This window comes from Stutzerimonas sp. S1, from assembly GCF_025966695.1.
GTDB lineage: Bacteria > Pseudomonadota > Gammaproteobacteria > Pseudomonadales > Pseudomonadaceae > Stutzerimonas.
Genome location: NZ_JAOEIY010000002.1, coordinates 235,484 through 256,215 on the forward strand (window position 1 = coordinate 235,484; position 20,732 = coordinate 256,215).

The window sequence follows — 20,732 nt, forward strand, 5'->3', positions numbered from 1 at the left end:
GAGATCACCTTGGTAGAGTACGTAGTTTCCCTCGATAAGCTCGGCAATCATGATGTTGAGCGTGTAGGGGGCAAGAACGCCTCCCTGGGCGAGATGATCAGCAACCTCGCCGGTGCCGGTGTTTCCGTACCGGGCGGTTTCGCCACAACGGCTCAGGCCTATCGGGACTTCCTCGAGCAAAGCGGTCTGAACGATCAGATCCACGATCTGCTCGACAAGCTGGACGTCGACGACGTCAATGCCCTGGCCAAAGCCGGCGCGCAGATCCGTCAGTGGGTGATGGACGCCGAATTCCCGCCGCAACTGGACGCCGACATTCGCAAGGCCTTCGCCGAGATGTCTGGCGGCAACGACAATATGGCGGTTGCGGTGCGCTCCTCGGCAACTGCCGAAGACCTGCCGGATGCGTCGTTCGCCGGTCAGCAGGAAACCTTCCTCAACATCCGTGGTGTGGACAATGTGATCCGTGCTGCCAAGGAAGTATTCGCGTCGCTATTCAACGACCGCGCCATCGCCTACCGCGTGCACCAGGGTTTCGACCACAAGCTGGTTGCTCTCTCCGCGGGTGTGCAGCGCATGGTTCGTTCGGAAACCGGTACCGCTGGCGTCATGTTCACGCTGGATACCGAATCCGGTTTCCGTGACGTGGTGTTCATCACTGGAGCCTATGGCCTGGGCGAGACCGTTGTTCAGGGCGCAGTCAACCCGGACGAATTCTATGTTCACAAGCAGACGCTGGAATCCGGGCGCCCCGCGATCTTGCGCCGCAACCTGGGCAGCAAGGCGATCAAAATGGTCTACGGCGACGAAGCCAAGGCCGGCAAATCGGTCAAGACCGTCGAAGTTGACGCCGCCGACCGCGCGCGTTTCTGTCTGACTGACGAAGAGGTGACCAACCTCGCTAAGCAGGCGATGATCATCGAAAAGCACTACGGCCGCCCGATGGACATCGAGTGGGCCAAAGATGGAGACGACGGCAAGCTGTACATCGTCCAGGCGCGTCCGGAAACCGTGAAGAGCCGCAGCAGCGCCAACGTAATGGAGCGTTACCTGCTGAAGGAGAAGGGCACGGTATTGGTCGAAGGCCGTGCCATCGGTCAGCGCATTGGCGCCGGCCCGGTCAAGGTCATCCACGATGTCACCGAGATGGATAAGGTTCAGCCTGGCGACGTGCTGGTTTCCGATATGACCGACCCGGACTGGGAGCCGGTGATGAAGCGCGCCAGCGCCATCGTCACCAACCGCGGCGGGCGCACTTGCCACGCAGCCATTATCGCTCGTGAGCTGGGTATCCCTGCGGTAGTCGGTTGCGGCAACGCCACCGAGATGCTCAAGGATGGCCAGCGCGTCACCGTATCCTGCGCCGAGGGTGATACCGGTCTGATTTTCGAAGGCGAACTTGGTTTCGACATCCGGCAGAACTCCATCGATGCGATGCCGGAGCTGCCGTTCAAGATCATGATGAACGTCGGTAACCCCGACCGAGCGTTTGACTTCGCCCATCTGCCGAACGAAGGCGTGGGCCTGGCGCGTCTTGAGTTCATTATCAACCGCATGATCGGCGTGCACCCCAAGGCGCTACTGAATTTCGACGGCCTGCCGGTCGATGTGAAGAGCAGCGTCGAGAAGCGCATCGCGGGTTACGATGACCCGGTCAACTTCTACGTCGAGAAGCTGGTCGAAGGTGTCAGCACCCTGGCCGCTGCGTTCTGGCCGAAAAAGGTCATCGTGCGTCTGTCGGACTTCAAGTCCAACGAGTACGCCAACCTGATCGGCGGCAAGCTCTATGAGCCGGAAGAAGAGAACCCAATGCTGGGCTTCCGTGGTGCCTCGCGCTATATCAGCGACTCGTTCCGCGACTGCTTCGAGCTGGAATGCCGCGCAATGCGCAAGGTGCGCGACGTGATGGGGCTGACCAATGTCGAGCTGATGGTGCCCTTCGTGCGCACCCTCGGCGAAGCCTCGCAGGTCATCGACCTGCTGGCCAAGTACGGTCTCAAGCGTGGCGAGAATGGCCTGCGCGTCATCATGATGTGCGAGCTGCCATCGAATGCGTTGCTGGCCGATGAGTTCCTGGAGTACTTCGATGGCTTCTCTATCGGCTCGAATGACATGACCCAGCTGACGCTCGGCCTGGACCGTGATTCGGGGATCATTGCGCATCTCTTCGATGAGCGTAACCCCGCCGTCAAGAAGCTCCTCGCCAACGCTATCCAAGCATGCAACAAGGCTGGCAAGTACATCGGTATTTGTGGTCAGGGTCCGTCGGACCATCCGGATCTGGCCAAGTGGCTGATGGAGCAAGGCATCGAAAGCGTGTCGCTGAACCCTGATTCGGTTCTCGATACGTGGTTCTTCCTGGCAGATGCTCAAGTCTGAAGGCTGACCGGCTAGCGTGATGCGTACTACAACAGGGCGGATTTCCGCCCTGTTGTGTGTCGGCGGTTCACTTCAACAATCGCGTGCTGCGCGGTGAGCCTGGAATGGCGTTCCGTCGATTCGGCGTTTCGGATCGACAGAGCGTTGAAGTCAAGATGTGTTTCCAAGCAAAGGAGCTTTTCATGCAATACGTCACTCCTGATCTGTGCGACGCCTATCCGGAACTGGTACAGGTGGTCGAGCCGATTTTCAGCAACTTCGGCGGTCGCGACTCGTTTGGTGGCCAGATCGTCACCATCAAGTGCTTCGAGGACAACTCCCTGGTCAAGGATCAGGTTGACGTGGACGGTACCGGCAAAGTGCTGGTCGTCGACGGTGGCGGCTCGCTACGTCGTGCGTTGCTCGGTGACATGCTGGCCGAGAAGGCTGCTCGTAATGGTTGGGAAGGCATCGTTGTCTATGGGTGTGTTCGCGATGTCGATGTGATCGCGCAGACTGATCTCGGTGTACAGGCTCTGGCCAGCCATCCAATGAAGACGGACAAGCGCGGCATTGGTGATCTCAATGTTCCGGTTACTTTTTGCGGCGTTACCTTCCGCCCAGGCGATTACATCTATGCGGACAACAACGGAATCATCGTATCGCCCGAGCCGCTGAAGATGCCTGAGTGATTCGCTGCATTCGACCCAATGCGTTGTAACTCAAAGCCCGGCGATGCCGGGCTTTTCACGTGTACTCGAGGGGAGGGCGTTCATGCTGGCGGATGACACGCAGCAGTGGGGGTTGATCCATGCCTTTGTGCTTGACGGGCTGGGGAGTGCGCGCGCGATCACCTATGGAGAGCTGGTAGATCTGCAGCTAGGCGAGGCCGAGAGCCTCTGGTTGCACTGGGATCGTAGCCATCCTTCGGCGCAAGCCTGGCTACGTAGCCAAAGCGGACTCACCGTCTTTGCCTGTGATGTGCTGCTGGAGGAGGACACACGACCGCGTGTTCTGGCACTGCCAAACGAAGAGCTGCTGCTCTTCCTGCGAGGTGTCAATCTCAATCCTGATGCAGCACCGGAGGATATGGTCTCACTGCGAGTGTTCGCCGACGCGCGAAGGGTCCTTTCGCTGCGCTTGCGGCCACTGCGCTCGACCGAGGCAGTCATCCGTCTGCTTGCAGAAGGAAAGGGGCCGAAGACTGCGTCTGAAGTGCTGGTGTATCTGGCGGATTCGATGACCGACCGGGTGAACGATCTGGTGGTGCAGCTGGCAGAAAGCGTCGACAGGGAAGAAGAACGCCTAGAGCTTGATGAGCGCTACACCCCTGAACATGACAGCATGCTTTCGCTGCGTCGGCGAGCCGCTAGTCTGCGGCGGTTTCTGTTGCCGCAGCGAGAAATCTACGCGCAGCTGACGCGCAACCGCCTGAGTTGGTTCGTCGAGGATGACTCCGATTACTGGAACGAGTTGAGCAATCGGCTGATCCGCTATCTGGAAGAATTGGATCTGGTCCGGGAGCGGGTCAATCTCGTGCTCGAATCCGAGCAGCGCCGATTAAGCGAGCGAATGAACCGCACAATGTACCTTTTGGGTATCATTACCGGCTTTTTCCTGCCGATGACGTTTCTGACCGGTCTGCTCGGAATCAACGTGGGTGGGATTCCAGGCTCGGATAGCTCATACGGCTTCGCCGCTGCCAGCCTGCTGATCGCCTTGATAGCACTGTTCCAGTGGTGGATTTTTCGCCGCCTGCGCTGGCTCTGAATGTGACTCGAAGCTACCGAGAGGCCGTCTAGCCGACATGTTCCAGCGAGGTTTACATGCCCGATCCTTTTGAAGAATCACTGCGTGATCTGCTCAACAAGCCGTCGGCACGTGATGACGATGCGCGCTTGGGGCGCGTGCTCAAGACGGCAAACCGCCAGGTTGGTGTCGGAGATCTCTTCGGCCTCATGGGGCATTGGCTGCAGGCGTTGCTGATGGCGATCAATAGTGGCTCGGGCCACGTAGCACCGGTTTCCCGTCGTCATTCTTCTAACCGTTCGTTCGATAAGGCCGATTGATCATGGAATTCGATCCCTGGACCCAAAGTCTGCTTTCTGCAATGAGCTCCCTGTGGGCGTCCGTTGCGGCATTTATTCCGCGACTGTTTGGCGCGCTGGTGGTTGTGCTGCTTGGTTTTGTTGTGGCCAAGTTGCTCGACACCTTGTTGTCCAAGGTGCTCGCCAAGTTGGGGCTTGACCGCCTAATGGGTGGCACCGGGCTGACCAAATTGCTGAACCGCGCGGGCATTCGAGTGCCGGTTTCGGTGTTGATCGGTAAGGTCGTTTACTGGTTCGTATTGCTGATCTTCCTGGTCTCGGCAGCGGAATCGCTAGGCCTCGAGCGTGTATCGGCCACGCTGGACATGCTCGCCTTGTATGTACCGAAAGTCTTCGGTGCAGCACTGATCCTGGTTGCCGGTGTGCTGCTCGCGCAACTGCTCAGCGGTGTGGTCCGTGGTGCGGCTGAAGGCGTTGGTATCGAGTACGCCAATGGCCTGGCACGTATCGCACAGGGGTTGGTAATCATCATCAGCATCTCCGTGGCGATCGGGCAGCTGGAGATCAAAACGGAACTGCTGAACTACGTCATCGCCATCGTGCTGATCACGGTGGGGCTGGCTGTGGCGCTCGCGCTCGGTCTGGGTAGTCGAGAGCTGGTCAGTCAGATTCTCGCGGGGATTTATGTGCGGGAGCTGTACGAGGTAGGGCAACATATCGCGATTGATGACGTCGAAGGGCATATTGAAGAGATCGGGACGGTCAAGACTTTGTTACTTACCGATAGCGGCGAGCTCGTTTCCATAGCGAATCGAGTGGTTCTGGAGCGGCGCGTGGGCAGCCGCTAGCTGCGGTTATCTGATAGAATGCGCCGCCTTTTTTCGGTTTCCCTGACAGGCGGCCGCGGTCTGACTGCCGGCTCGAAGCGTCTTGACTAAAACCCAATCGACCATCCCGCGCTACGATCCTCGCCAACTCTCCGATGAAGAGCTGGTTCAGTATGCGCGCGTCGAACTATTCCATATTACCCGCGCATATGAAGAACTCATGCGGCGATATCAGCGCACGCTGTTCAATGTTTGTGCGCGTTATCTAGGCAATGATCGCGACGCAGATGATGTGTGTCAGGAAGTCATGCTCAAGGTTCTATATGGGCTGAAGAATTTTGAAGGTAAGTCGAAGTTCAAGACCTGGCTATACAGCATTACCTATAATGAATGTATTACTCAGTATCGAAAGGAGCGGCGTAAGCGCCGTTTGCTCGACGCCTTGAGTCTTGATCCGCAGGAGGAGGCTTCCGAAGAGAAGGCTCCCAAGCTGGAAGACAAGGGCGGGCTTGATCGCTGGTTAGTTCATGTCAATCCGATCGATCGTGAGATTCTAGTGTTGCGTTTTGTAGCGGAACTGGAGTTTCAGGAGATTGCTGACATCATGCATATGGGTTTAAGCGCAACGAAGATGCGCTATAAGCGCGCTTTAGATAAACTTCGCGAAAATTTTTCCGATCCGGTCGAAACTTAATTGTGAAAAGTTGTCTTATGTGCAGCGAACAGCTTTGGCATAAGACAGCCGCGTCTCCTTAGATTGTTCTGATACTAACCACCAGATGGGGATTTACGGATGAAACTTAAAAATACCTTGGGCGCCGTGATTGGCTCGATGGTTGCCGCTACCTCTCTTAGTGCGTTGGCCCAAGGCCAAGGCGCTGTCGAAGTTGAGGCGTTCGGCAAGCATTATTTCTCCGATAGCTCGCGCGGTTTCGAGGACGAAGGCGAACTGTACGGGGCTGGCGCCAGCTATTTCCTGACCGACGACGTTTCCCTGGGCCTGTCATACGGCGAATACCATGACGTCACTTCTGACGATCCGGTCGATGGTAGCCACAAGAACATCAAGGGCAGCCTGACCTCCCTGGATGCGGCTTACCACTTCGGTGCGCCGGGCGTTGGTCTGCGTCCGTACGTGTCCGCTGGTGTTGCTCACCAGAGCATTGGCCAAGCTGCTCGCAGTGGTCGTGATCACAGCACCTTCGCCAACATTGGTGCAGGTCTGAAGTACTACTTCACTGAGAATCTGTTTGCCAAGGCGAGCGTCGATGGCATGCACAATATCGACCAAGGCGATTCCGAGTGGATGGCTGGTGTCGGTGTGGGTCTGAACTTCGGTGGTGGTTCTCGCCCGGTCGCGGCCGTTGAGCCGACGCCGGAGCCGGCTCCTGCTCCGATCGTGGACACCGAGCCGGAACCGGCTCCGGAACTGGTGCGCGTCGAGCTGGACGTCAAGTTCGACTTCGATAAGTCGCGCGTTCGCGAAGAAAGTTATGGCGACATCAAGAACCTTGCTGACTTCATGCAGCAGTATCCGCAGACCAGCACGACTGTTGAAGGTCACACTGACTCGGTGGGTACCGACCAGTACAACCAGCGTCTGTCCGAGCGTCGTGCAGAAGCGGTTCGTGAGGTTCTGGTTAACCAGTATGGCGTAGAGGGTGGACGTGTTAACTCGGTAGGTTACGGCGAGTCCCGCCCGGTTGCGGACAATGCGACCGAGGAAGGTCGTCAGATCAACCGTCGCGTCGAAGCCGAAGTGGAAGCTCAGGTTCAGTAATCTGCGCGTCGCTTCATAACAAAGCCCGGCATTTGCCGGGCTTTGTTTTTGCGGTAAATAACGCCGCGTAGTCATTGTTGGGCGTGTGGCTCGCAAGTCCTGCCGCAGCTATCCCAGGCGACATGAACTGCATAAGTGACATGCGGCTAGCGTTGGTACGACTGACAAAAAGCATCAGTTGGGTGCTGATGCAGCATGGATCCACTGTGAGTAGTGGCCCGGCGAACGGCAATAAAAAACCCCGCCGAGGCGGGGTTCTTTATTGCCTTATCGTCAGACTTCGACGACTTGGATCTTCGCTTTTTCCGCAGCCTCGCGGAACTCGGCGATCTGATCGAAGGACAGGTAGCGATAAACGTCGGCAGCCATGCTGTCGATGTCCTTCGCATACTGCATGTACTCTTCGACGGTCGGCAGCTTGCCGATGATCGATGCGACTGCTGCAAGTTCAGCGGAAGCCAGGTACACGTTGGTTGCGTCGCCCAGGCGGTTCGGGAAGTTACGGGTCGAAGTGGAAACCACGGTCGAACCGGTCTGTACGCGAGCCTGGTTACCCATGCACAGCGAGCAGCCCGGCATTTCCATGCGCGCGCCAGCCTTTCCGTAGATGCCGTAGTAGCCTTCTTCGGTCAGCTGGTGAGCGTCCATCTTGGTCGGCGGAGCCAGCCACAGACGGGTCGGGATACCGCCTTTGACCTTGTCGAGCAGCTTGCCGGCAGCGCGGAAGTGGCCGATGTTGGTCATGCAGGAACCGATGAACACTTCGTCGATCTTCTCGCCGGCAACGGTCGACAGCAGGCGGGCATCGTCCGGATCGTTTGGCGCGCAAAGGACCGGCTCTTTTACGTCGGCCAGATCGATTTCGATCACGGCAGCGTATTCAGCATCCTTGTCGGCTTCCAGCAGTTGCGGGGCGGCCAGCCAGGCTTCCATAGCCTGGGCGCGACGCTCCAGGGTGCGGGCATCACCGTAGCCTTCGGAGATCATCCAGCGCAGCATGGTGATGTTGGACTTCAGATACTCGGCGATCGACTCTTCCGGCAGCTTGATGGTGCAACCGGCGGCCGAACGCTCAGCCGAGGCGTCGGACAGCTCGAAGGCTTGCTCGACGGTCAGCTCGTTGAGACCTTCGATCTCGAGGATGCGGCCGGAGAAGATGTTCTTCTTGCCCTTCTTCTCGACGGTCAGCAGGCCCTGCTGGATGGCGTAGTACGGGATGGCATGGACCAGGTCACGCAGGGTGATGCCCGGCTGCAGCTTGCCCTTGAAACGCACCAGTACGGATTCCGGCATGTCCAGCGGCATGACGCCGGTGGCGGCGGCGAAGGCCACGAGGCCGGAACCGGCCGGGAAGGAGATGCCCATCGGGAAGCGGGTGTGCGAGTCGCCACCGGTGCCAACAGTGTCCGGCAGCAGCATGCGGTTCAGCCAGCTGTGGATGATGCCGTCGCCAGGGCGCAGGGATACACCGCCGCGGGTCATGATGAAGTCCGGCAGCGTGTGGTGGGTATTGACGTCGATCGGCTTCGGGTAGGCGGCGGTGTGGCAGAAAGACTGCATTACCAGGTCTGCCGAGAAGCCCAGGCAGGCCAGATCCTTCAGCTCGTCGCGAGTCATTGGGCCAGTGGTGTCCTGGGAGCCGACGGTGGTCATCTTCGGTTCGCAGTAGGTGCCCGGACGAACGCCTTTGCCTTCCGGAAGACCGCAGGCACGACCGACCATCTTCTGCGCCAAGGTGAAGCCCTTGCCGCTGTCAACAGGGGACTCAGGCTTCTTGAATAGGGTAGACGGAGCCAGGCCCAACTCGGCGCGGGCCTTCTCGGTCAGGCCGCGGCCGACGATCAGCGGGATACGGCCGCCGGCGCGGACTTCGTCCAGCAGCACGTCGGTCTTCAGTTCGAAAGTGGTGATGACTTCGTCAGTGCCAGCTTTGCAGACCTTGCCAGCGTACGGGTACACGTCGATGACGTCGCCCATGGCCAGGTTGGTGCAATCGAATTCGATCGGCAGGGCACCGGCATCTTCCATGGTGTTGTAGAAGATCGGAGCGATCTTGGTGCCGAAGCAGAAACCACCGGCGCGCTTGTTCGGCACGTTCGGAATGTCGTCACCGAAGAACCACAGCACGGAGTTGGTAGCCGACTTACGGGAGGAGCCGGTACCGACCACGTCACCGACGTAGGCAACCGGGTAACCCTTGGCTTTCAAGGCTTCCATCTGCGTGATCGGGCCGACGGAACCCGGCTGATCCGGGTTGATGCCGTCGCGGGCCATTTTCAGCATGGCCAGAGCGTGCAGCGGGATGTCAGGGCGGGACCAGGCGTCCGGGGCCGGCGACAGGTCGTCAGTGTTGGTTTCGCCAGTGACCTTGAATACGGTCAGGGTAACTTTTTCCGGCACGGCAGGGCGATTCTGGAACCATTCGCCTTCGGCCCAGGACTGCATGACGGCTTTGGCATGCTCGTTACCGGCCTTGGCTTTCTCCGCGACATCGTGGAAAGCGTCGAACATCAGCAGGGTGTGCTTGAGCTGCTCAGCGGCGACCGCGGCCAGCTCAGCGTTGTCCAGCAGTTCGACCAGGGTCGCGATGTTGTAGCCGCCCTGCATGGTACCCAGCAGCTCGACGGCGCGGGTCTTGGTCAGCAGTGGGGAAGTGGCTTCGCCCTTGGCCAGGGCGGTCAGGAAGCCGGCCTTGACGTAGGCAGCTTCGTCCACACCAGCAGGAACGCGGTTGGTGATCAGGTCAACCAGGAATTCTTCTTCGCCAGCCGGTGGATTCTTCAGTAGCTCGACCAGGCCTGCGGTCTGCTCGGCGTTCAGCGGCTGGGGCACGACGCCCTGGGCGGCACGCTCTTCTACGTGTTTGCGATAGGCTTCAAGCACAGTTTTTACCCTCATCATTGGTCCCTTGGGTGTTTCGGGACGCGCATCCGGAAGCTGTTTTCAAAGTTTTACGCCGGTTGAGGTGACCGGGTCGGCAGGAATGAGGGTCTGCCACCCGGCAGTCGACCGGTCCAACTGTGCTCGTGACGCTTTGAAAACAGCTTCTTGTGGAGTAGGCGCCGAAAACGGCGGGCCGATTCTACTGGAACGGGCTCGCAAAGTTAAGTCGAACGCCGCTTGCAGCTTGGGTTTCGCTTGTCTGGAAAGGCTCCGGCTGTGGCGTTCAAGTGGCGCAATCCGTAGCGTTGCGGGCGGCTGCGTTGTCTTGACGTTCGTCATTCAGGATGACCGCGGTTGGACAAAAGTCTAAGATGCTGCGCCGATCTTTCAGCTGTTTGTGCTATGTCCAATCAACGTATCAAAACCCCATGCGTGGGTCTTTGCTCGACGGTTTACGGTGACCTGGTTTGCCGTGGCTGCAAGCGTTTCCACCATGAGGTGGTGAATTGGAATGCTTATAGCAATGAGGAGAAGCGGGCGGTTTGGCTGCGGCTGGAGAAGCTGCTAGCCCAGGTGATGACCGCGAAGCTGGAGGTATTCGATGCGCGCTTGCTGCGTCAGCAGCTGGAGACTCGGCAGATCCGTTTCGTAGTCGAGCAATCACCGTACTGCTGGGCTTATCAGTTGCTCGCGCGCGGTTCTCGGGTCATCCAGCAACTGGAGGCGTATGGCGTTGCCCTGCTGCCTGAGTTTCGACAGTGGTCGTTGCCGCAGCTGCGCGATGCCATCGATCGAGAGTTCTTTCTGCTGTCGGCGGCGCATTACGAGCGATATATAGCGCCGCGTTTTCTCGTCGCCGGCATCGAACAGCGTATTTAGCGCAAGTCGCTCAGCGCGACTTGCGCGCAGGTCAATGGCGGACAAGATCCTCTAGGTGGTCGATGATCTCATCCGGTTTGAGTACGAGCACATCGCTTTCCAGGGTATCGAGCACCACCTCGGCAGTGTTGCCCATCAGCGCGCCGGAGAAGCCGGTCCGCGCGACCGTGCCAATGACCGTTACCACAGCTTTGATCTGGTGACAGACGCGGGGAATCAGTGCGTCGGCTGGACCTTCTTCGATATGCAGCTGCGTGTCGGCAATGCCGTAGTCCGCCTGAAACTGTTTGCACGCCTCGCGATAGCGCGCCTCGATGGTTTCCTTCAATTGAAACGCAGGGTCGGCCGCGGACAACATCGCCGAGGGGTGCGCGCTGATGACGTGGAGCTGGCCATCGGCAAGGCCGGCAATCTCATAGCCGTGGCTGACGATGGTGGCGTGTAGTGTGCGGTGCTCCAGATCGGCATTGCCGACATCCACCGCGGCGAGGATGTTGCCGCCTTTCCAGGGCGTATCGGTTTTCACCATGAGTACCGGACATGGGCAATAACGCAGCAGCTTCCAGTCTTCCGGTGTCAGCAGCGCACGCTTGAGCGGGCTGTCTGGCACGTGTTGCTTGATGACCAGTCCGCATCCTTCGGCTTGTTGCACGGTGATGATCGTTTGATGGACGTTTTCGTGCCAGGCCTGCTGCACGCTTACGTTATGACCTTCACTCGTCAACTGCTCGCGCAGCGATTCGAGATAGGCACTGTGGTCGTGCTTGCCATCGCAAACCAACAGGTGCAGGCGCGACTGGCTGACACTGGATATCAGGTGGGCACGCTTGAGAGCCAGCGATTGTGGCTGATTGGGGTCCAATACCACGAGGATGCAGCGAATGGCCAGCATGATCGGCTCCATTTCCTTGATGCGGGTTGGTCAACTATAAACAACCCGGCGGTGCTGGCGCTGATGTATATCAAGCAACACTGGCCGGGTTGCCCAGCATTCGTATAATGCCCGCCCCATGACACGCCCGGCCATGGCTTCACATGCTTATTACCGTCGTGAATATCGAGAGGTAGCTGATCGATCCGGGCAATCGATAGAGGCGCAGCCGCCATCGGGCTGTACGCCCCGGCGAATGCGGGACGACGACTGCGATCTGGATTCGGCAATGAACGACAAGGCAAGAAGGGCGGCTACGCTGCCTGAAATACACGATTTCCTCGGATGCCGGACCCCTGATGCTTGGGTTGGTGCCGCGTTGTCCCAGCCGGAGGTGATGCTCCTCGACCACAAAAACTGTGAGTTCAAGGCCGCCTCAACCGCGTTGAGCCTGATTGCTAAGTACGGCCAGCACATCGATCTGATCAATTACATGTCGCGTCTGGCTCGTGAGGAATTGGTTCACCACGAGCAGGTGCTGCGGATTCTCAAGCGGCGGAAAATCGCGCTTCGCCCGGTGTCGGCGAGCCGCTACGCGTCGGGGTTACGCGCGGTTGTTCGCACGCATGAACCGCACAAGCTCACGGATACCCTAGTGGTTGGCGCGTTTATCGAAGCGCGTTCCTGCGAGCGTTTCGAGGCACTTGTGCCGCATCTCGATGAGGAATTGGGCAGATTCTATTTCGGCTTGTTGAAGTCAGAGGCCCGGCATTTCCAGAATTATCTGCGCTTTGCTTACCAGTACGGTGAGGTTGCTGATGTCGATCGTTCGATCGAGCGGGTGCGGCTCGTCGAGCGCGAATTGATTGAGAGTCCTGACACCGAGTTTCGCTTTCACAGTGGCGTACCGCACGCGGCCTGAGATTTCAGCTCAGGCTGAATGGGGTCTGATGGAAGCCATGCTCGTCGACTTGCAGTGCCCAGCCCTGGCGGTCCCAGTCGCCTAAGACAATGCGTTGCGCAGGTTGACCATCGAGTTCCAGCGTGTGGGTCGCCGGGCGATGCGTATGCCCGTGGATCAGAGTGCGCACGTCATGCTCGCGCATCAGGCGCGGCACTTCGTCCAGTGTGACGTCGACGATGTCGCTGGCTTTCATTCGCGTCTGCGCTCGGCTTTCCTTGCGTAGCTTGCGGGCCAGCTTGCGGCGCGTGGATAGAGGCAGGTGGCGCAGGATGAACAGACTGAGCGGGTTCCTTAGCCGGCGGCGCAGATGCATGTAGGCTTCGTCGCGGGTGCACAGACTGTCGCCGTGCAGCAGTAGAACATGCTGTCCATTCAGCTCGATGCGGCTGGGGTCGGGCAGGAGTGAGCAGCCAGCTTCGCGGCAAAAAGCTTTACCGAGCAGAAAGTCGCGGTTGCCGTGCATGAGAAATACTCGCGTGCCTTGATCGCTCAGGTGGCGCAAGGCGCGGGCGATGGAGTGGTGGAAAGGCGTCATGGCATCGTCGCCAATCCAGACTTCGAAGAAGTCACCGAGGATGTACAGTGCATCGGCCTTGCAGGCGCGGCTCTCGAGAAAATAGAGGAACGCCCGGGTTATATCCGGGCGTTCCTCTTCGAGATGCAGATCGGAGATCAGCAGTATCACGCGTGAGTTACTCGACGATCTCGGCCTTCTCGATTACCACGTCCTCCACCGGAACGTCCTGATGTCCGGATTTCATGGTGGTCGGCACGCCCTTGATCTTTTCCACTACCTCCATGCCGTCGGTGACTTCGCCGAATACGGCATAGCCCCAGCCTTGTACGGTCGGCGCGCTGTGGTCGAGGAAATCGTTGTCCTTGACGTTGATGAAAAACTGCGCAGAGGCAGAGTGGGGTTCCATGGTGCGGGCCATCGCCAACGTACCGGTCTTGTTCGAAAGGCCGTTGTTGGCTTCGTTCTTGATCGGCGCGCGAGTAGTTTTTTGCTTCATGCCTGGCTCGAAACCGCCGCCCTGGATCATGAAATTGCCGATCACGCGGTGAAAGATGGTGCCGTCGTAGTGGCCGCTCTTCACGTATTCCTTGAAGTTGGCCGTGGTCTCCGGGGCCTTGTCTTCGAACAGCTTGACGGTGATGACGCCGTAGTTGGTATGCAGTTTGATCATCGGTGGATTCCGTTTCGGTGGCAGGCAGGGAGGACGCGGTCAGTGCGCTGACGAGCCGTGTCCGAGGTGTCGCCGGCCCAGGTGACAGCCTTGCGCAAGGCGCTTTGCTCTGTCAGGGGGTTGACGGGTCCGCTATGATAAGCGCTTTGTTTTGGTCGGCCTACCCTGAGCCGCACTCGCTGATCGCTAAGGACACCATGAGCAAGCCCACCGTCGAAAAAGCCGCCAACTTCCTGCGCCCGATCGTCCAGGCCGACCTGGACAGCGGCAAGCATACCAAGATCATTACCCGCTTCCCGCCGGAGCCCAACGGCTACCTGCATATCGGTCACGCCAAGTCGATCTGCCTGAACTTCGGCCTGGCCGAGGAGTTTGGTGGCGAGTGTAACCTGCGTTTCGACGACACCAATCCGGCCAAGGAAGACCAGGAATACATCGATGCCATCAAGGCTGACGTCGAGTGGCTGGGCTTCAAGTGGGCCGGCGAGGAGCATTACGCCTCGGACTATTTCGACCAGTTGCATGACTGGGCGATTCATCTGATCAAAGCCGGCAAGGCCTATGTCTGCGACCTGTCCTCCGACGAGGCCCGCGAATACCGCGGTAACCTGACCGAGCCGGGCAAGAACAGCCCGTTCCGCGAGCGCAGCGTGGAGGAAAACCTCGACCTTTTCGCGCGTATGAAAGCCGGCGAATTCCCGGACGGCGCCCGTGCGCTGCGCGCCAAGATCGATATGGCGTCGCCGAACATGAACCTGCGCGACCCGATTCTCTACCGCATTCGCCACGCCCATCACCACCAGACCGGCGACAAGTGGTGCATCTACCCGAGCTACGACTTCACCCATGGTCAGTCGGACGCCCTGGAAGGCATCACCCACTCGATCTGCACCCTGGAGTTCGAGGATCACCGCCCGCTCTACGAGTGGTTCCTCGACAACCTGCCGGTGCCGGCCAAGCCGCGCCAGTACGAGTTCGCCCGCCTCAACCTGAACTACACCATCACCAGCAAGCGCAAGCTCAAGCAGCTGGTTGACGAGAATCACGTCGAGGGCTGGGACGACCCGCGCATGTCGACCCTGAGCGGCTATCGCCGCCGCGGCTACACCCCGGGCTCAATCCGCACCTTCTGCGACATGATCGGCGTCAACCGCGCCGGCGGCCTGGTCGACATCGGCATGCTGGAATTCGCCATCCGCGAGGACCTGGACGCCAACGCCGCGCGCGCCATGTGCGTGCTCAAGCCGCTCAAGGTGGTGATCACCAACTATCCGCAAGGCCAGGTCGAGAACCTCGAACTGCCGCGCCATCCCAAGCAGGACATGGGTGCGCGCGTGCTGCCGTTCTCCCGCGAGATCTACATCGACGCCAGCGACTTCGAGGAAGTCCCGCCGGCCGGCTACAAGCGCCTGATCCCCGGCGGCGAAGTGCGCCTGCGCGGCAGCTACGTGATCCGCGCCGACGAGGCGGTGAAGGACGAAGCCGGCAACATCGTCGAGCTGCGCTGCTCCTACGACGAGAACACCTTGGGCAAGAACCCGGAAGGGCGCAAGGTCAAGGGCGTGATCCACTGGGTGCCAGCCGCCGAGAGCGTCGAGTGCGAAGTGCGCCTGTACGACCGCCTGTTCAAGGCCCCGAACCCGGAGAAGACCGACGAGGAGGGCGGCAGCTTCCTCGACAACATCAATCCGGAGTCGCTGGTGGTGCTCAAGGGCTGCCGCGCCGAACCGTCGCTGGCCAATGCCGCGCCGGAAGAACGCTTCCAGTTCGAGCGCGAGGGCTACTTCTGCGCCGACCTGAAGGATTCTAAGCCGGGCGCCCCGGTGTTCAACCGCACCGTCACCCTGCGCGATTCCTGGGGGCAGTGATGACGCTTTCCATCTACAGCACCCTGTCCAAGAGCAAGGACGCGTTCAAGCCGTTGGAAGGCAACAAGGTGCGCATGTACGTGTGCGGCATGACCGTCTACGACTTCTGCCACATCGGCCATGCGCGGGTGATGGTGGCGTTCGACGTGGTCGCCCGCTGGCTGCGCCATCGCGGCTATGAGCTGACCTACGTGCGCAACATCACCGACATCGACGACAAGATCATCAAGCGCGCCAAGGAGAATGGCGAGTCGTTCCAGGATCTGGTCGGCCGCATGATCGCCGCTATGCACGAGGACGAGGCGCGCCTCAACGTGCTGCGCCCGGATATCGAGCCGCGTGCCACCGACCATATCGCCGGCATGCACGCGATGATCCAGACCCTGATCGACAAGGGCTTCGCCTACGCCCCGGGCAACGGCGATGTCTACTACCGGGTCGGCAAGTTCGAGGGCTACGGCAAGCTGTCGCGCCGCAAGATCGAGGACCTGAAGATCGGTGCGCGCATCGAGGTCGACGAGGCCAAGGAAGACCCGCTCGACTTCGTGCTGTGGAAGGGTGCCAAGCCGGGCGAGCCGAGCTGGGAATCGCCGTGGGGTCCCGGTCGTCCGGGCTGGCACATCGAGTGCTCGGTGATGTCCACCTGCTGCTTGGGCGAGACCTTTGACATCCACGGCGGCGGCCCGGACCTGGTGTTCCCGCACCACGAGAACGAGATCGCGCAGAGCGAGGCGGCCACCGGCAAGCTGTACGCCAACGCCTGGATGCACGCCGGCGCGGTGCGCGTCGACGGCGAGAAGATGTCCAAGAGCCTCGGCAACTTCTTCACCATCCGCGAGGTGCTGGAGAAGTACCACCCCGAGGTGGTGCGCTACCTGCTGGTGTCCAGCCACTACCGCAGCCCGATCAACTACTCCGAGGACAGCCTGCGCGAGGCCAAGGGTGCGTTGGAGCGCTTCTACAACGGCCTCAAGGGTCTGCCGGACGCAGCGCCTGCCGGTGGCGACGAGTTCGTCGCCCGCTTCGGCGCGGCGATGGATGACGACTTCAACTCGCCGGAAGCCTGCGCGGTGCTGTTCGAGATGATCCGCGAGGTCAACCGCCTGCGTGACAGCGATCTGAACGCCGCTGCCGCGCTGGCCGCGCGCCTCAAGGAACTGGCCGGTGTGCTCGGGGTGTTGCAGCTCGATCCCGACGCCTTCCTGCAGGCCGGTGCCGCTGGTAAGGTCGACGCCGCCGAGGTCGAGGCGCTGATCGCCGCGCGCCTGGCCGCGCGCGCCGAGAAGAACTGGGCCCAATCCGATCGCATCCGCGATCAGCTCACCGCCATGGGCGTGGTGCTGGAGGATGGAAAGGGTGGAACGACGTGGCGTTTGGCTGATTGAGCGACAGACTAAACAGCAACGGCACCATAAGGTGCCGTTGCTGTTTAGAGATCTTGTAGCGGTTAACCGTGCAGATGTTCTGCAGCGTGCAGGGTGTTCTCCAGCAGGCACGCGCGGGTCATCGGGCCGACACCACCTGGCACAGGCGTGATCCAGGCCGCACGCTCACTGGCGGGCTCGAATTCCACATCGCCAAGCAGGCGACCGTCGGCCTGACGGTTGATGCCCACGTCAATGACGATGGCTCCAGGTTTGATCCATTCGCCCTTTACCAAGCCGGTGATGCCGGTGGCGACCACGACCAGATCGGCGCGCTTTACATGATCGGCAAGGTTGCGGGTAAAGCGGTGGGTCACGGTGGTAGTGCAGCCAGCCAGCAGCAACTCCAGCGCCATGGGGCGACCAACGATGTTCGAAGCGCCGACAACGACGGCATCAAGGCCGTGCAGATCGACCCCGGTGCTTGCCAGCAGCGTCATGATGCCTTTGGGCGTGCAGGGGCGTAGCAGTGGCATGCGTTGAGCCAGTCGGCCGACGTTATAGGGGTGAAAGCCGTCTACGTCCTTGTCGGGGCGGATACGCTCCAGCAGCTGCGAGGCATCAAGTTGCTTGGGCAGGGGCAGTTGGACCAGGATCCCGTCGATCGCCGGATCGTCGTTGAGTTGATCGATCAGCGCCAGGAGATCTTCCTGGCGGGTATCGGCCGGCAAGTCGTGAGCAATGGAATTGAAGCCCACCTCTTCGCAGTCCTTGCGCTTGTGCGCTACGTAAACCTGGGAAGCTGGGTCGCTGCCGACCAGAATGACTGCCAGTCCCGGCGCGCGAAGCCCTTGAGCGCGGCGCTCGATTACGCGGCTGGCGATCTGTTGGCGGATATTGGCAGCGATCGTTTTACCGTCGATCAGTTGTGCGGTCATGACGCTTGGTTAACCACTCGGAAAGGATTAAAAAAGGACGCGTATTCTCGCATGCCGAGGCGATACGGCAAAGGCAGGGGTACAGGCAATTCCCGTAACTCCTTTATCTCAATGAAATTTTTTTGATTTTCCTGTTGACGGCCTGTGGGAGCCTCTATAACATGCGCCCCGCTTGTCGAGCACAGCCTGCTGCTGGGTAAGATGGCTTTCGAAGGGGAGACCTCTTCTATAGCCGGAGCTTCAAGTCTGCGCTCCGAACAGAATGCAGATAAGAGCGCCCGTAGCTCAGCTGGATAGAGCATCCGCCTTCTAAGCGGATGGTCGCAGGTTCGAGTCCTGCCGGGTGCGCCATTATGGGCTCTGGCAACGCAAGCAAATGCAATATGGTGGGCGTAGCTCAGTTGGTAGAGCACAGGATTGTGGCTCCTGGTGTCGAGGGTTCGATCCCCTTCGTCCACCCCATATTCCAGAAAACGCCAGGCACTGCCTGGCGTTTTCGTTTGAAGCACGTTTTCGCGGACGTGGTGAAATTGGTAGACACACCAGATTTAGGTTCTGGCGCCGCAAGGTGTGAGAGTTCGAGTCTCTCCGTCCGCACCATCACATGATTGTTCGATCTTCTTTAGCCGTCGACAATTGCCGAAAGCCCGTAACAGGGCTTTTTTTATGCCTGTTTGATTCTCACCAGGGGTAGGGTTCCTCTACGCCTGATTCCCGGTTGGCTCAGCTGGTACTGGACACTCCTCACGATAAGCGCGCCCCAGTGATGAGAGCGTGGATGGCGGAGGGACGCGACGGCTTGCCTATCAACGATAAAACAGGCCGAGGGTGGTTACGCTGATCCGGGTTCCAGCTCGCCCTTCAATGATCGCTTCGATATCTTCCAGTGCGCCGATGACCGCGTCCTTGCCTGTATGCCGGGCAAACTCGCAGGCCGCCTGAACCTTGGGGCCCATGGAGCCGGCAGCGAACGGCAGTCGCTCCAGTTCGTCGGGGTGAGCCTGGGCGACGGCCCGTTGTTGAGCCGTGCCCCAATCCGTATAGGCTGCGTCGACGTCGGTGGCAATCAGCAGCAGGTCGGCCTGCAGTGTCTCGGCCAGGAGTGCCGAGCACAGGTCTTTGTCGATCACAGCCTCGATGCCGTGCAGTCTCTGTTGCTCGTCCTGAACGGTCGGAATGCCGCCACCGCCTGCGCAGATCACCACACAGCCGTGATCCAGCAGCCAGCGAATCGGCAGAATCTCCAAGATACGCTGGGGGCGCGGGCTCGGGACCACGCGCCGGAAATGCTCGCCATCGACGGCCATGCTCCAGCGCTTCTCCGATCCCAGACGCTCGGCTTCCTCGCGAGGATAGACCGGGCCGATGGGTTTAGTTGGCATGGCGAAAGCCGGGTCGGCCGGATCCACCTCGACCTGGGTCAGCAGCGTGGCAAGGGGTGTGTTGGCAGGCAGCACGTTACCCAGTTCCTGCTCGATCATGTAGCCGATCATACCCTCGGTTTGCGCACCCAGCACGTCGAGCGGATAGACACCGTCCGGGGCGTATGCCGCGCCCTGTAGTGCCAGCAGGCCCACCTGGGGGCCGTTGCCGTGGGCGATCACCAGCTGGTTGTCCGGCGCGATCAGCGCGATCTGGCGGCAGGCGACCTGCACGTTCTCGCGTTGCCGGTCCGCGGTCATCGGTTCGCCGCGGCGCAGCAGGGCGTTACCACCCAGGGCAATGACGATACGCATCGTTGGTCCTCCGTCTCAGATATTGCCGAGCGTCGCCACCAGCACGGCCTTGATGGTGTGCATGCGGTTCTCAGCCTGGTCGAAGACAATGCTTGCGGGCGATTCGAAAACCTCATCGGTGACCTCGATGCCACCGGCCAGCTGCGGATGGTGCTGGGCGATTTCTTTGCCCACCTTGGTTTCGGCGTTGTGGAAGGCCGGCAGGCAATGCATGAACTTCACCCGCGGATTGCCGGTCGCCTTCATCAGCTCGCCGTTGACCTGGTAGGGCAGCAACAAGGCGATACGCTCACTCCACGCCTCGACCGGCTCGCCCATCGATACCCAGACGTCGGTGTGGACGAAGTCGACGCCGCGAACTGCTTCATGCGCGCTTTCGGTCAACGTCAGGCGGGCGCCGGATTGCTCGGCAAAGGCCCGGCAGGCGTCAAGGTGTTCCTCGTTCGGCCATAACGCCCTGGGTGCACCGATTCGCACGTCCATGCCCAACTTTGCACCGACCAGCAGCAGCGAATTGCCCATGTTGTTGCGCGCATCACCCACGTAGGCGTAGCTGATCTCATGCAGCGGCTTATCGCCATGTTCGCGCATGGTCAGCACGTCGGCGAGCATCTGGGTGGGGTGGTACTCATCGGTCAGGCCATTGAACACCGGTACGCCGGAAAACTGCGCCAGCTCGTCCACGATGTGCTGGCTGTACCCCCGGTACTCGATGGCGTCGTACATGCGCCCCAGCACCCGTGCGGTGTCCTTCATGCTTTCCTTGTGGCCGATCTGTGAGGAAGTCGGATCGATGTAGGTGACATTGGCGCCCTGATCGTACGCGGCGACCTCGAACGCACAGCGGGTGCGGGTGGAGGTCTTTTCGAAGATAAGCGCGATGTTCCTGCCCTTGAGGTGCTGACGTTCGGTACCGCTGTATTTGGCGCGCTTGAGGTCGCGGGCCAGATCGAGCAGGTAGCGCAACTCCCGCTCGCTGTGGTGGGTGAGGCTGAGCAGGTTGCGGTTGTGCAGATTGAAGGCCATGAC

18 protein-coding genes and 3 tRNA genes are annotated in these 20,732 nt (G+C 60.0%); 14 read left to right on the top strand and 7 right to left on the bottom strand.

What is annotated here, in order from left to right; all coding sequences use genetic code 11:
• Positions 1 to 9: 9 nt before the first annotated feature.
• From ppsA to N8H22_RS05090, 7 genes are all read left to right on the top strand, one after another.
• The gene (gene ppsA, locus N8H22_RS05060; protein WP_264589531.1) at positions 10 to 2,379 is read left to right on the top strand and encodes a phosphoenolpyruvate synthase; all 2,370 of its coding nucleotides are present in this window, start codon (positions 10 to 12) and stop codon (positions 2,377 to 2,379) included.
• Positions 2,380 to 2,561: 182 nt separating this feature from the next.
• Positions 2,562 to 3,050 carry a ribonuclease E activity regulator RraA gene (gene rraA, locus N8H22_RS05065; protein ID WP_264589532.1) on the top strand — a complete coding sequence of 163 codons (489 nt, stop codon included), beginning with the start codon at positions 2,562 to 2,564 and terminating at the stop codon, positions 3,048 to 3,050.
• 82 nt (positions 3,051 to 3,132) lie between these two features.
• A complete protein-coding gene (locus tag N8H22_RS05070) occupies positions 3,133 to 4,128 on the top strand; it encodes a CorA family divalent cation transporter (RefSeq protein WP_264589533.1) in 996 nt (331 codons plus the stop codon).
• Between the two features lie 56 nt (positions 4,129 to 4,184).
• Entirely contained in the window at positions 4,185 to 4,427 is a 243-nt protein-coding gene (locus N8H22_RS05075) for a CrfX protein (RefSeq protein ID WP_264589534.1), read from the top strand.
• Between the two features lie 2 nt (positions 4,428 to 4,429).
• On the top strand, positions 4,430 to 5,254 hold the full coding sequence (locus N8H22_RS05080) for a mechanosensitive ion channel domain-containing protein (RefSeq protein WP_264589535.1): 825 nt from the start codon (positions 4,430 to 4,432) through the stop codon (positions 5,252 to 5,254).
• A gap of 82 nt (positions 5,255 to 5,336) precedes the next feature.
• Positions 5,337 to 5,927, top strand: a complete 591-nt coding sequence (sigX, locus tag N8H22_RS05085; protein WP_264589536.1) for an RNA polymerase sigma factor SigX — start codon at positions 5,337 to 5,339, stop codon at positions 5,925 to 5,927.
• Between the two features lie 99 nt (positions 5,928 to 6,026).
• On the top strand, positions 6,027 to 7,013 hold the full coding sequence (locus tag N8H22_RS05090) for an OmpA family protein (RefSeq protein WP_264589537.1): 987 nt from the start codon (positions 6,027 to 6,029) through the stop codon (positions 7,011 to 7,013).
• Positions 7,014 to 7,286: 273 nt separating this feature from the next.
• Here N8H22_RS05090 and acnB read toward each other — a convergent pair whose 3' ends face one another.
• Positions 7,287 to 9,896 (bottom strand): bifunctional aconitate hydratase 2/2-methylisocitrate dehydratase, encoded by a 2,610-nt coding sequence (gene acnB / locus N8H22_RS05095; RefSeq protein ID WP_264589831.1) that lies wholly within the window; start codon positions 9,894 to 9,896, stop codon positions 7,287 to 7,289.
• Positions 9,897 to 10,298: 402 nt separating this feature from the next.
• On the opposite strand from acnB, the gene N8H22_RS05100 reads away from it, so the two are divergent.
• Positions 10,299 to 10,775 (top strand): DUF1289 domain-containing protein, encoded by a 477-nt coding sequence (locus N8H22_RS05100; protein WP_264589538.1) that lies wholly within the window; start codon positions 10,299 to 10,301, stop codon positions 10,773 to 10,775.
• Between the two features lie 31 nt (positions 10,776 to 10,806).
• Here the strand turns inward: N8H22_RS05100 and N8H22_RS05105 are convergent, their stop codons facing one another.
• The gene (locus N8H22_RS05105) at positions 10,807 to 11,667 is read right to left on the bottom strand and encodes a universal stress protein (RefSeq protein ID WP_264589539.1); all 861 of its coding nucleotides are present in this window, start codon (positions 11,665 to 11,667) and stop codon (positions 10,807 to 10,809) included.
• 268 nt (positions 11,668 to 11,935) lie between these two features.
• On the opposite strand from N8H22_RS05105, the gene miaE reads away from it, so the two are divergent.
• The gene (gene miaE / locus N8H22_RS05110; protein ID WP_264589540.1) at positions 11,936 to 12,568 is read left to right on the top strand and encodes a tRNA isopentenyl-2-thiomethyl-A-37 hydroxylase MiaE; all 633 of its coding nucleotides are present in this window, start codon (positions 11,936 to 11,938) and stop codon (positions 12,566 to 12,568) included.
• A 4-nt stretch (positions 12,569 to 12,572) separates the two neighbouring features.
• Here miaE and lpxH read toward each other — a convergent pair whose 3' ends face one another.
• Together lpxH and N8H22_RS05120 are read right to left on the bottom strand one after the other, a co-directional pair.
• Positions 12,573 to 13,295 (bottom strand): UDP-2,3-diacylglucosamine diphosphatase, encoded by a 723-nt coding sequence (gene lpxH / locus N8H22_RS05115; protein ID WP_264589541.1) that lies wholly within the window; start codon positions 13,293 to 13,295, stop codon positions 12,573 to 12,575.
• Between the two features lie 7 nt (positions 13,296 to 13,302).
• Positions 13,303 to 13,797: a peptidylprolyl isomerase gene (locus N8H22_RS05120; RefSeq protein WP_264589542.1), complete on the bottom strand. Its 495-nt coding sequence runs from the start codon at positions 13,795 to 13,797 to the stop codon at positions 13,303 to 13,305.
• A gap of 197 nt (positions 13,798 to 13,994) precedes the next feature.
• On the opposite strand from N8H22_RS05120, the gene N8H22_RS05125 reads away from it, so the two are divergent.
• Both N8H22_RS05125 and cysS read left to right on the top strand, forming a co-directional pair.
• Positions 13,995 to 15,665 carry a glutamine--tRNA ligase/YqeY domain fusion protein gene (locus N8H22_RS05125; protein WP_264589543.1) on the top strand — a complete coding sequence of 557 codons (1,671 nt, stop codon included), beginning with the start codon at positions 13,995 to 13,997 and terminating at the stop codon, positions 15,663 to 15,665.
• Complete coding sequence (cysS, locus tag N8H22_RS05130) at positions 15,665 to 17,050, top strand: cysteine--tRNA ligase (protein ID WP_264589544.1); 1,386 nt, start codon at positions 15,665 to 15,667, stop codon at positions 17,048 to 17,050. The genes N8H22_RS05125 and cysS overlap by 1 nt, the downstream gene beginning before the upstream one ends.
• Positions 17,051 to 17,112: 62 nt before the next feature.
• Here the strand turns inward: cysS and folD are convergent, their stop codons facing one another.
• Positions 17,113 to 17,967 (bottom strand): bifunctional methylenetetrahydrofolate dehydrogenase/methenyltetrahydrofolate cyclohydrolase FolD, encoded by an 855-nt coding sequence (gene folD, locus N8H22_RS05135; protein WP_264589545.1) that lies wholly within the window; start codon positions 17,965 to 17,967, stop codon positions 17,113 to 17,115.
• Between the two features lie 274 nt (positions 17,968 to 18,241).
• Between folD and N8H22_RS05140 the strand changes: the two genes are divergently transcribed.
• The 3 genes from N8H22_RS05140 to N8H22_RS05150 all read left to right on the top strand — a co-directional run bounded on the left by N8H22_RS05140 (position 18,242) and on the right by N8H22_RS05150 (position 18,567).
• Positions 18,242 to 18,318, top strand: a tRNA-Arg gene (locus N8H22_RS05140).
• 35 nt (positions 18,319 to 18,353) lie between these two features.
• Positions 18,354 to 18,429, top strand: a tRNA-His gene (locus N8H22_RS05145).
• Between the two features lie 53 nt (positions 18,430 to 18,482).
• Positions 18,483 to 18,567, top strand: a tRNA-Leu gene (locus N8H22_RS05150).
• A gap of 206 nt (positions 18,568 to 18,773) precedes the next feature.
• Here N8H22_RS05150 and arcC read toward each other — a convergent pair.
• Together arcC and N8H22_RS05160 are read right to left on the bottom strand one after the other, a co-directional pair.
• Positions 18,774 to 19,703, bottom strand: coding sequence for a carbamate kinase (gene arcC / locus N8H22_RS05155; protein WP_264589546.1), 930 nt, complete (start codon positions 19,701 to 19,703; stop codon positions 18,774 to 18,776).
• Between the two features lie 15 nt (positions 19,704 to 19,718).
• A complete protein-coding gene (locus tag N8H22_RS05160) occupies positions 19,719 to 20,729 on the bottom strand; it encodes an ornithine carbamoyltransferase (protein WP_264589547.1) in 1,011 nt (336 codons plus the stop codon).
• Between the last annotated feature and the right edge of the window lie 3 nt (positions 20,730 to 20,732).

Bases quoted from the DNA above. Each gene is read 5' to 3' on its own strand.
- rraA (WP_264589532.1), top strand. From the start codon at position 2,562: ATGCAATACGTCACTCCTGATCTGTGCGACGCCTATCCGGAACTGGTA.
- N8H22_RS05070 (WP_264589533.1), top strand. From the start codon at position 3,133: ATGCTGGCGGATGACACGCAGCAGTGGGGGTTGATCCATGCCTTTGTG.
- N8H22_RS05075 (WP_264589534.1), top strand. From the start codon at position 4,185: ATGCCCGATCCTTTTGAAGAATCACTGCGTGATCTGCTCAACAAGCCG.
- N8H22_RS05080 (WP_264589535.1), top strand. From the start codon at position 4,430: ATGGAATTCGATCCCTGGACCCAAAGTCTGCTTTCTGCAATGAGCTCC.
- N8H22_RS05090 (WP_264589537.1), top strand. From the start codon at position 6,027: ATGAAACTTAAAAATACCTTGGGCGCCGTGATTGGCTCGATGGTTGCC.
- N8H22_RS05100 (WP_264589538.1), top strand. From the start codon at position 10,299: ATGTCCAATCAACGTATCAAAACCCCATGCGTGGGTCTTTGCTCGACG.
- N8H22_RS05105 (WP_264589539.1), bottom strand. From the start codon at position 11,667: ATGCTGGCCATTCGCTGCATCCTCGTGGTATTGGACCCCAATCAGCCA.
- miaE (WP_264589540.1), top strand. From the start codon at position 11,936: ATGAACGACAAGGCAAGAAGGGCGGCTACGCTGCCTGAAATACACGAT.
- N8H22_RS05120 (WP_264589542.1), bottom strand. From the start codon at position 13,797: ATGATCAAACTGCATACCAACTACGGCGTCATCACCGTCAAGCTGTTC.
- N8H22_RS05125 (WP_264589543.1), top strand. From the start codon at position 13,995: ATGAGCAAGCCCACCGTCGAAAAAGCCGCCAACTTCCTGCGCCCGATC.
- cysS (WP_264589544.1), top strand. From the start codon at position 15,665: ATGACGCTTTCCATCTACAGCACCCTGTCCAAGAGCAAGGACGCGTTC.
- folD (WP_264589545.1), bottom strand. From the start codon at position 17,967: ATGACCGCACAACTGATCGACGGTAAAACGATCGCTGCCAATATCCGC.
- arcC (WP_264589546.1), bottom strand. From the start codon at position 19,703: ATGCGTATCGTCATTGCCCTGGGTGGTAACGCCCTGCTGCGCCGCGGC.
- N8H22_RS05160 (WP_264589547.1), bottom strand. From the start codon at position 20,729: ATGGCCTTCAATCTGCACAACCGCAACCTGCTCAGCCTCACCCACCAC.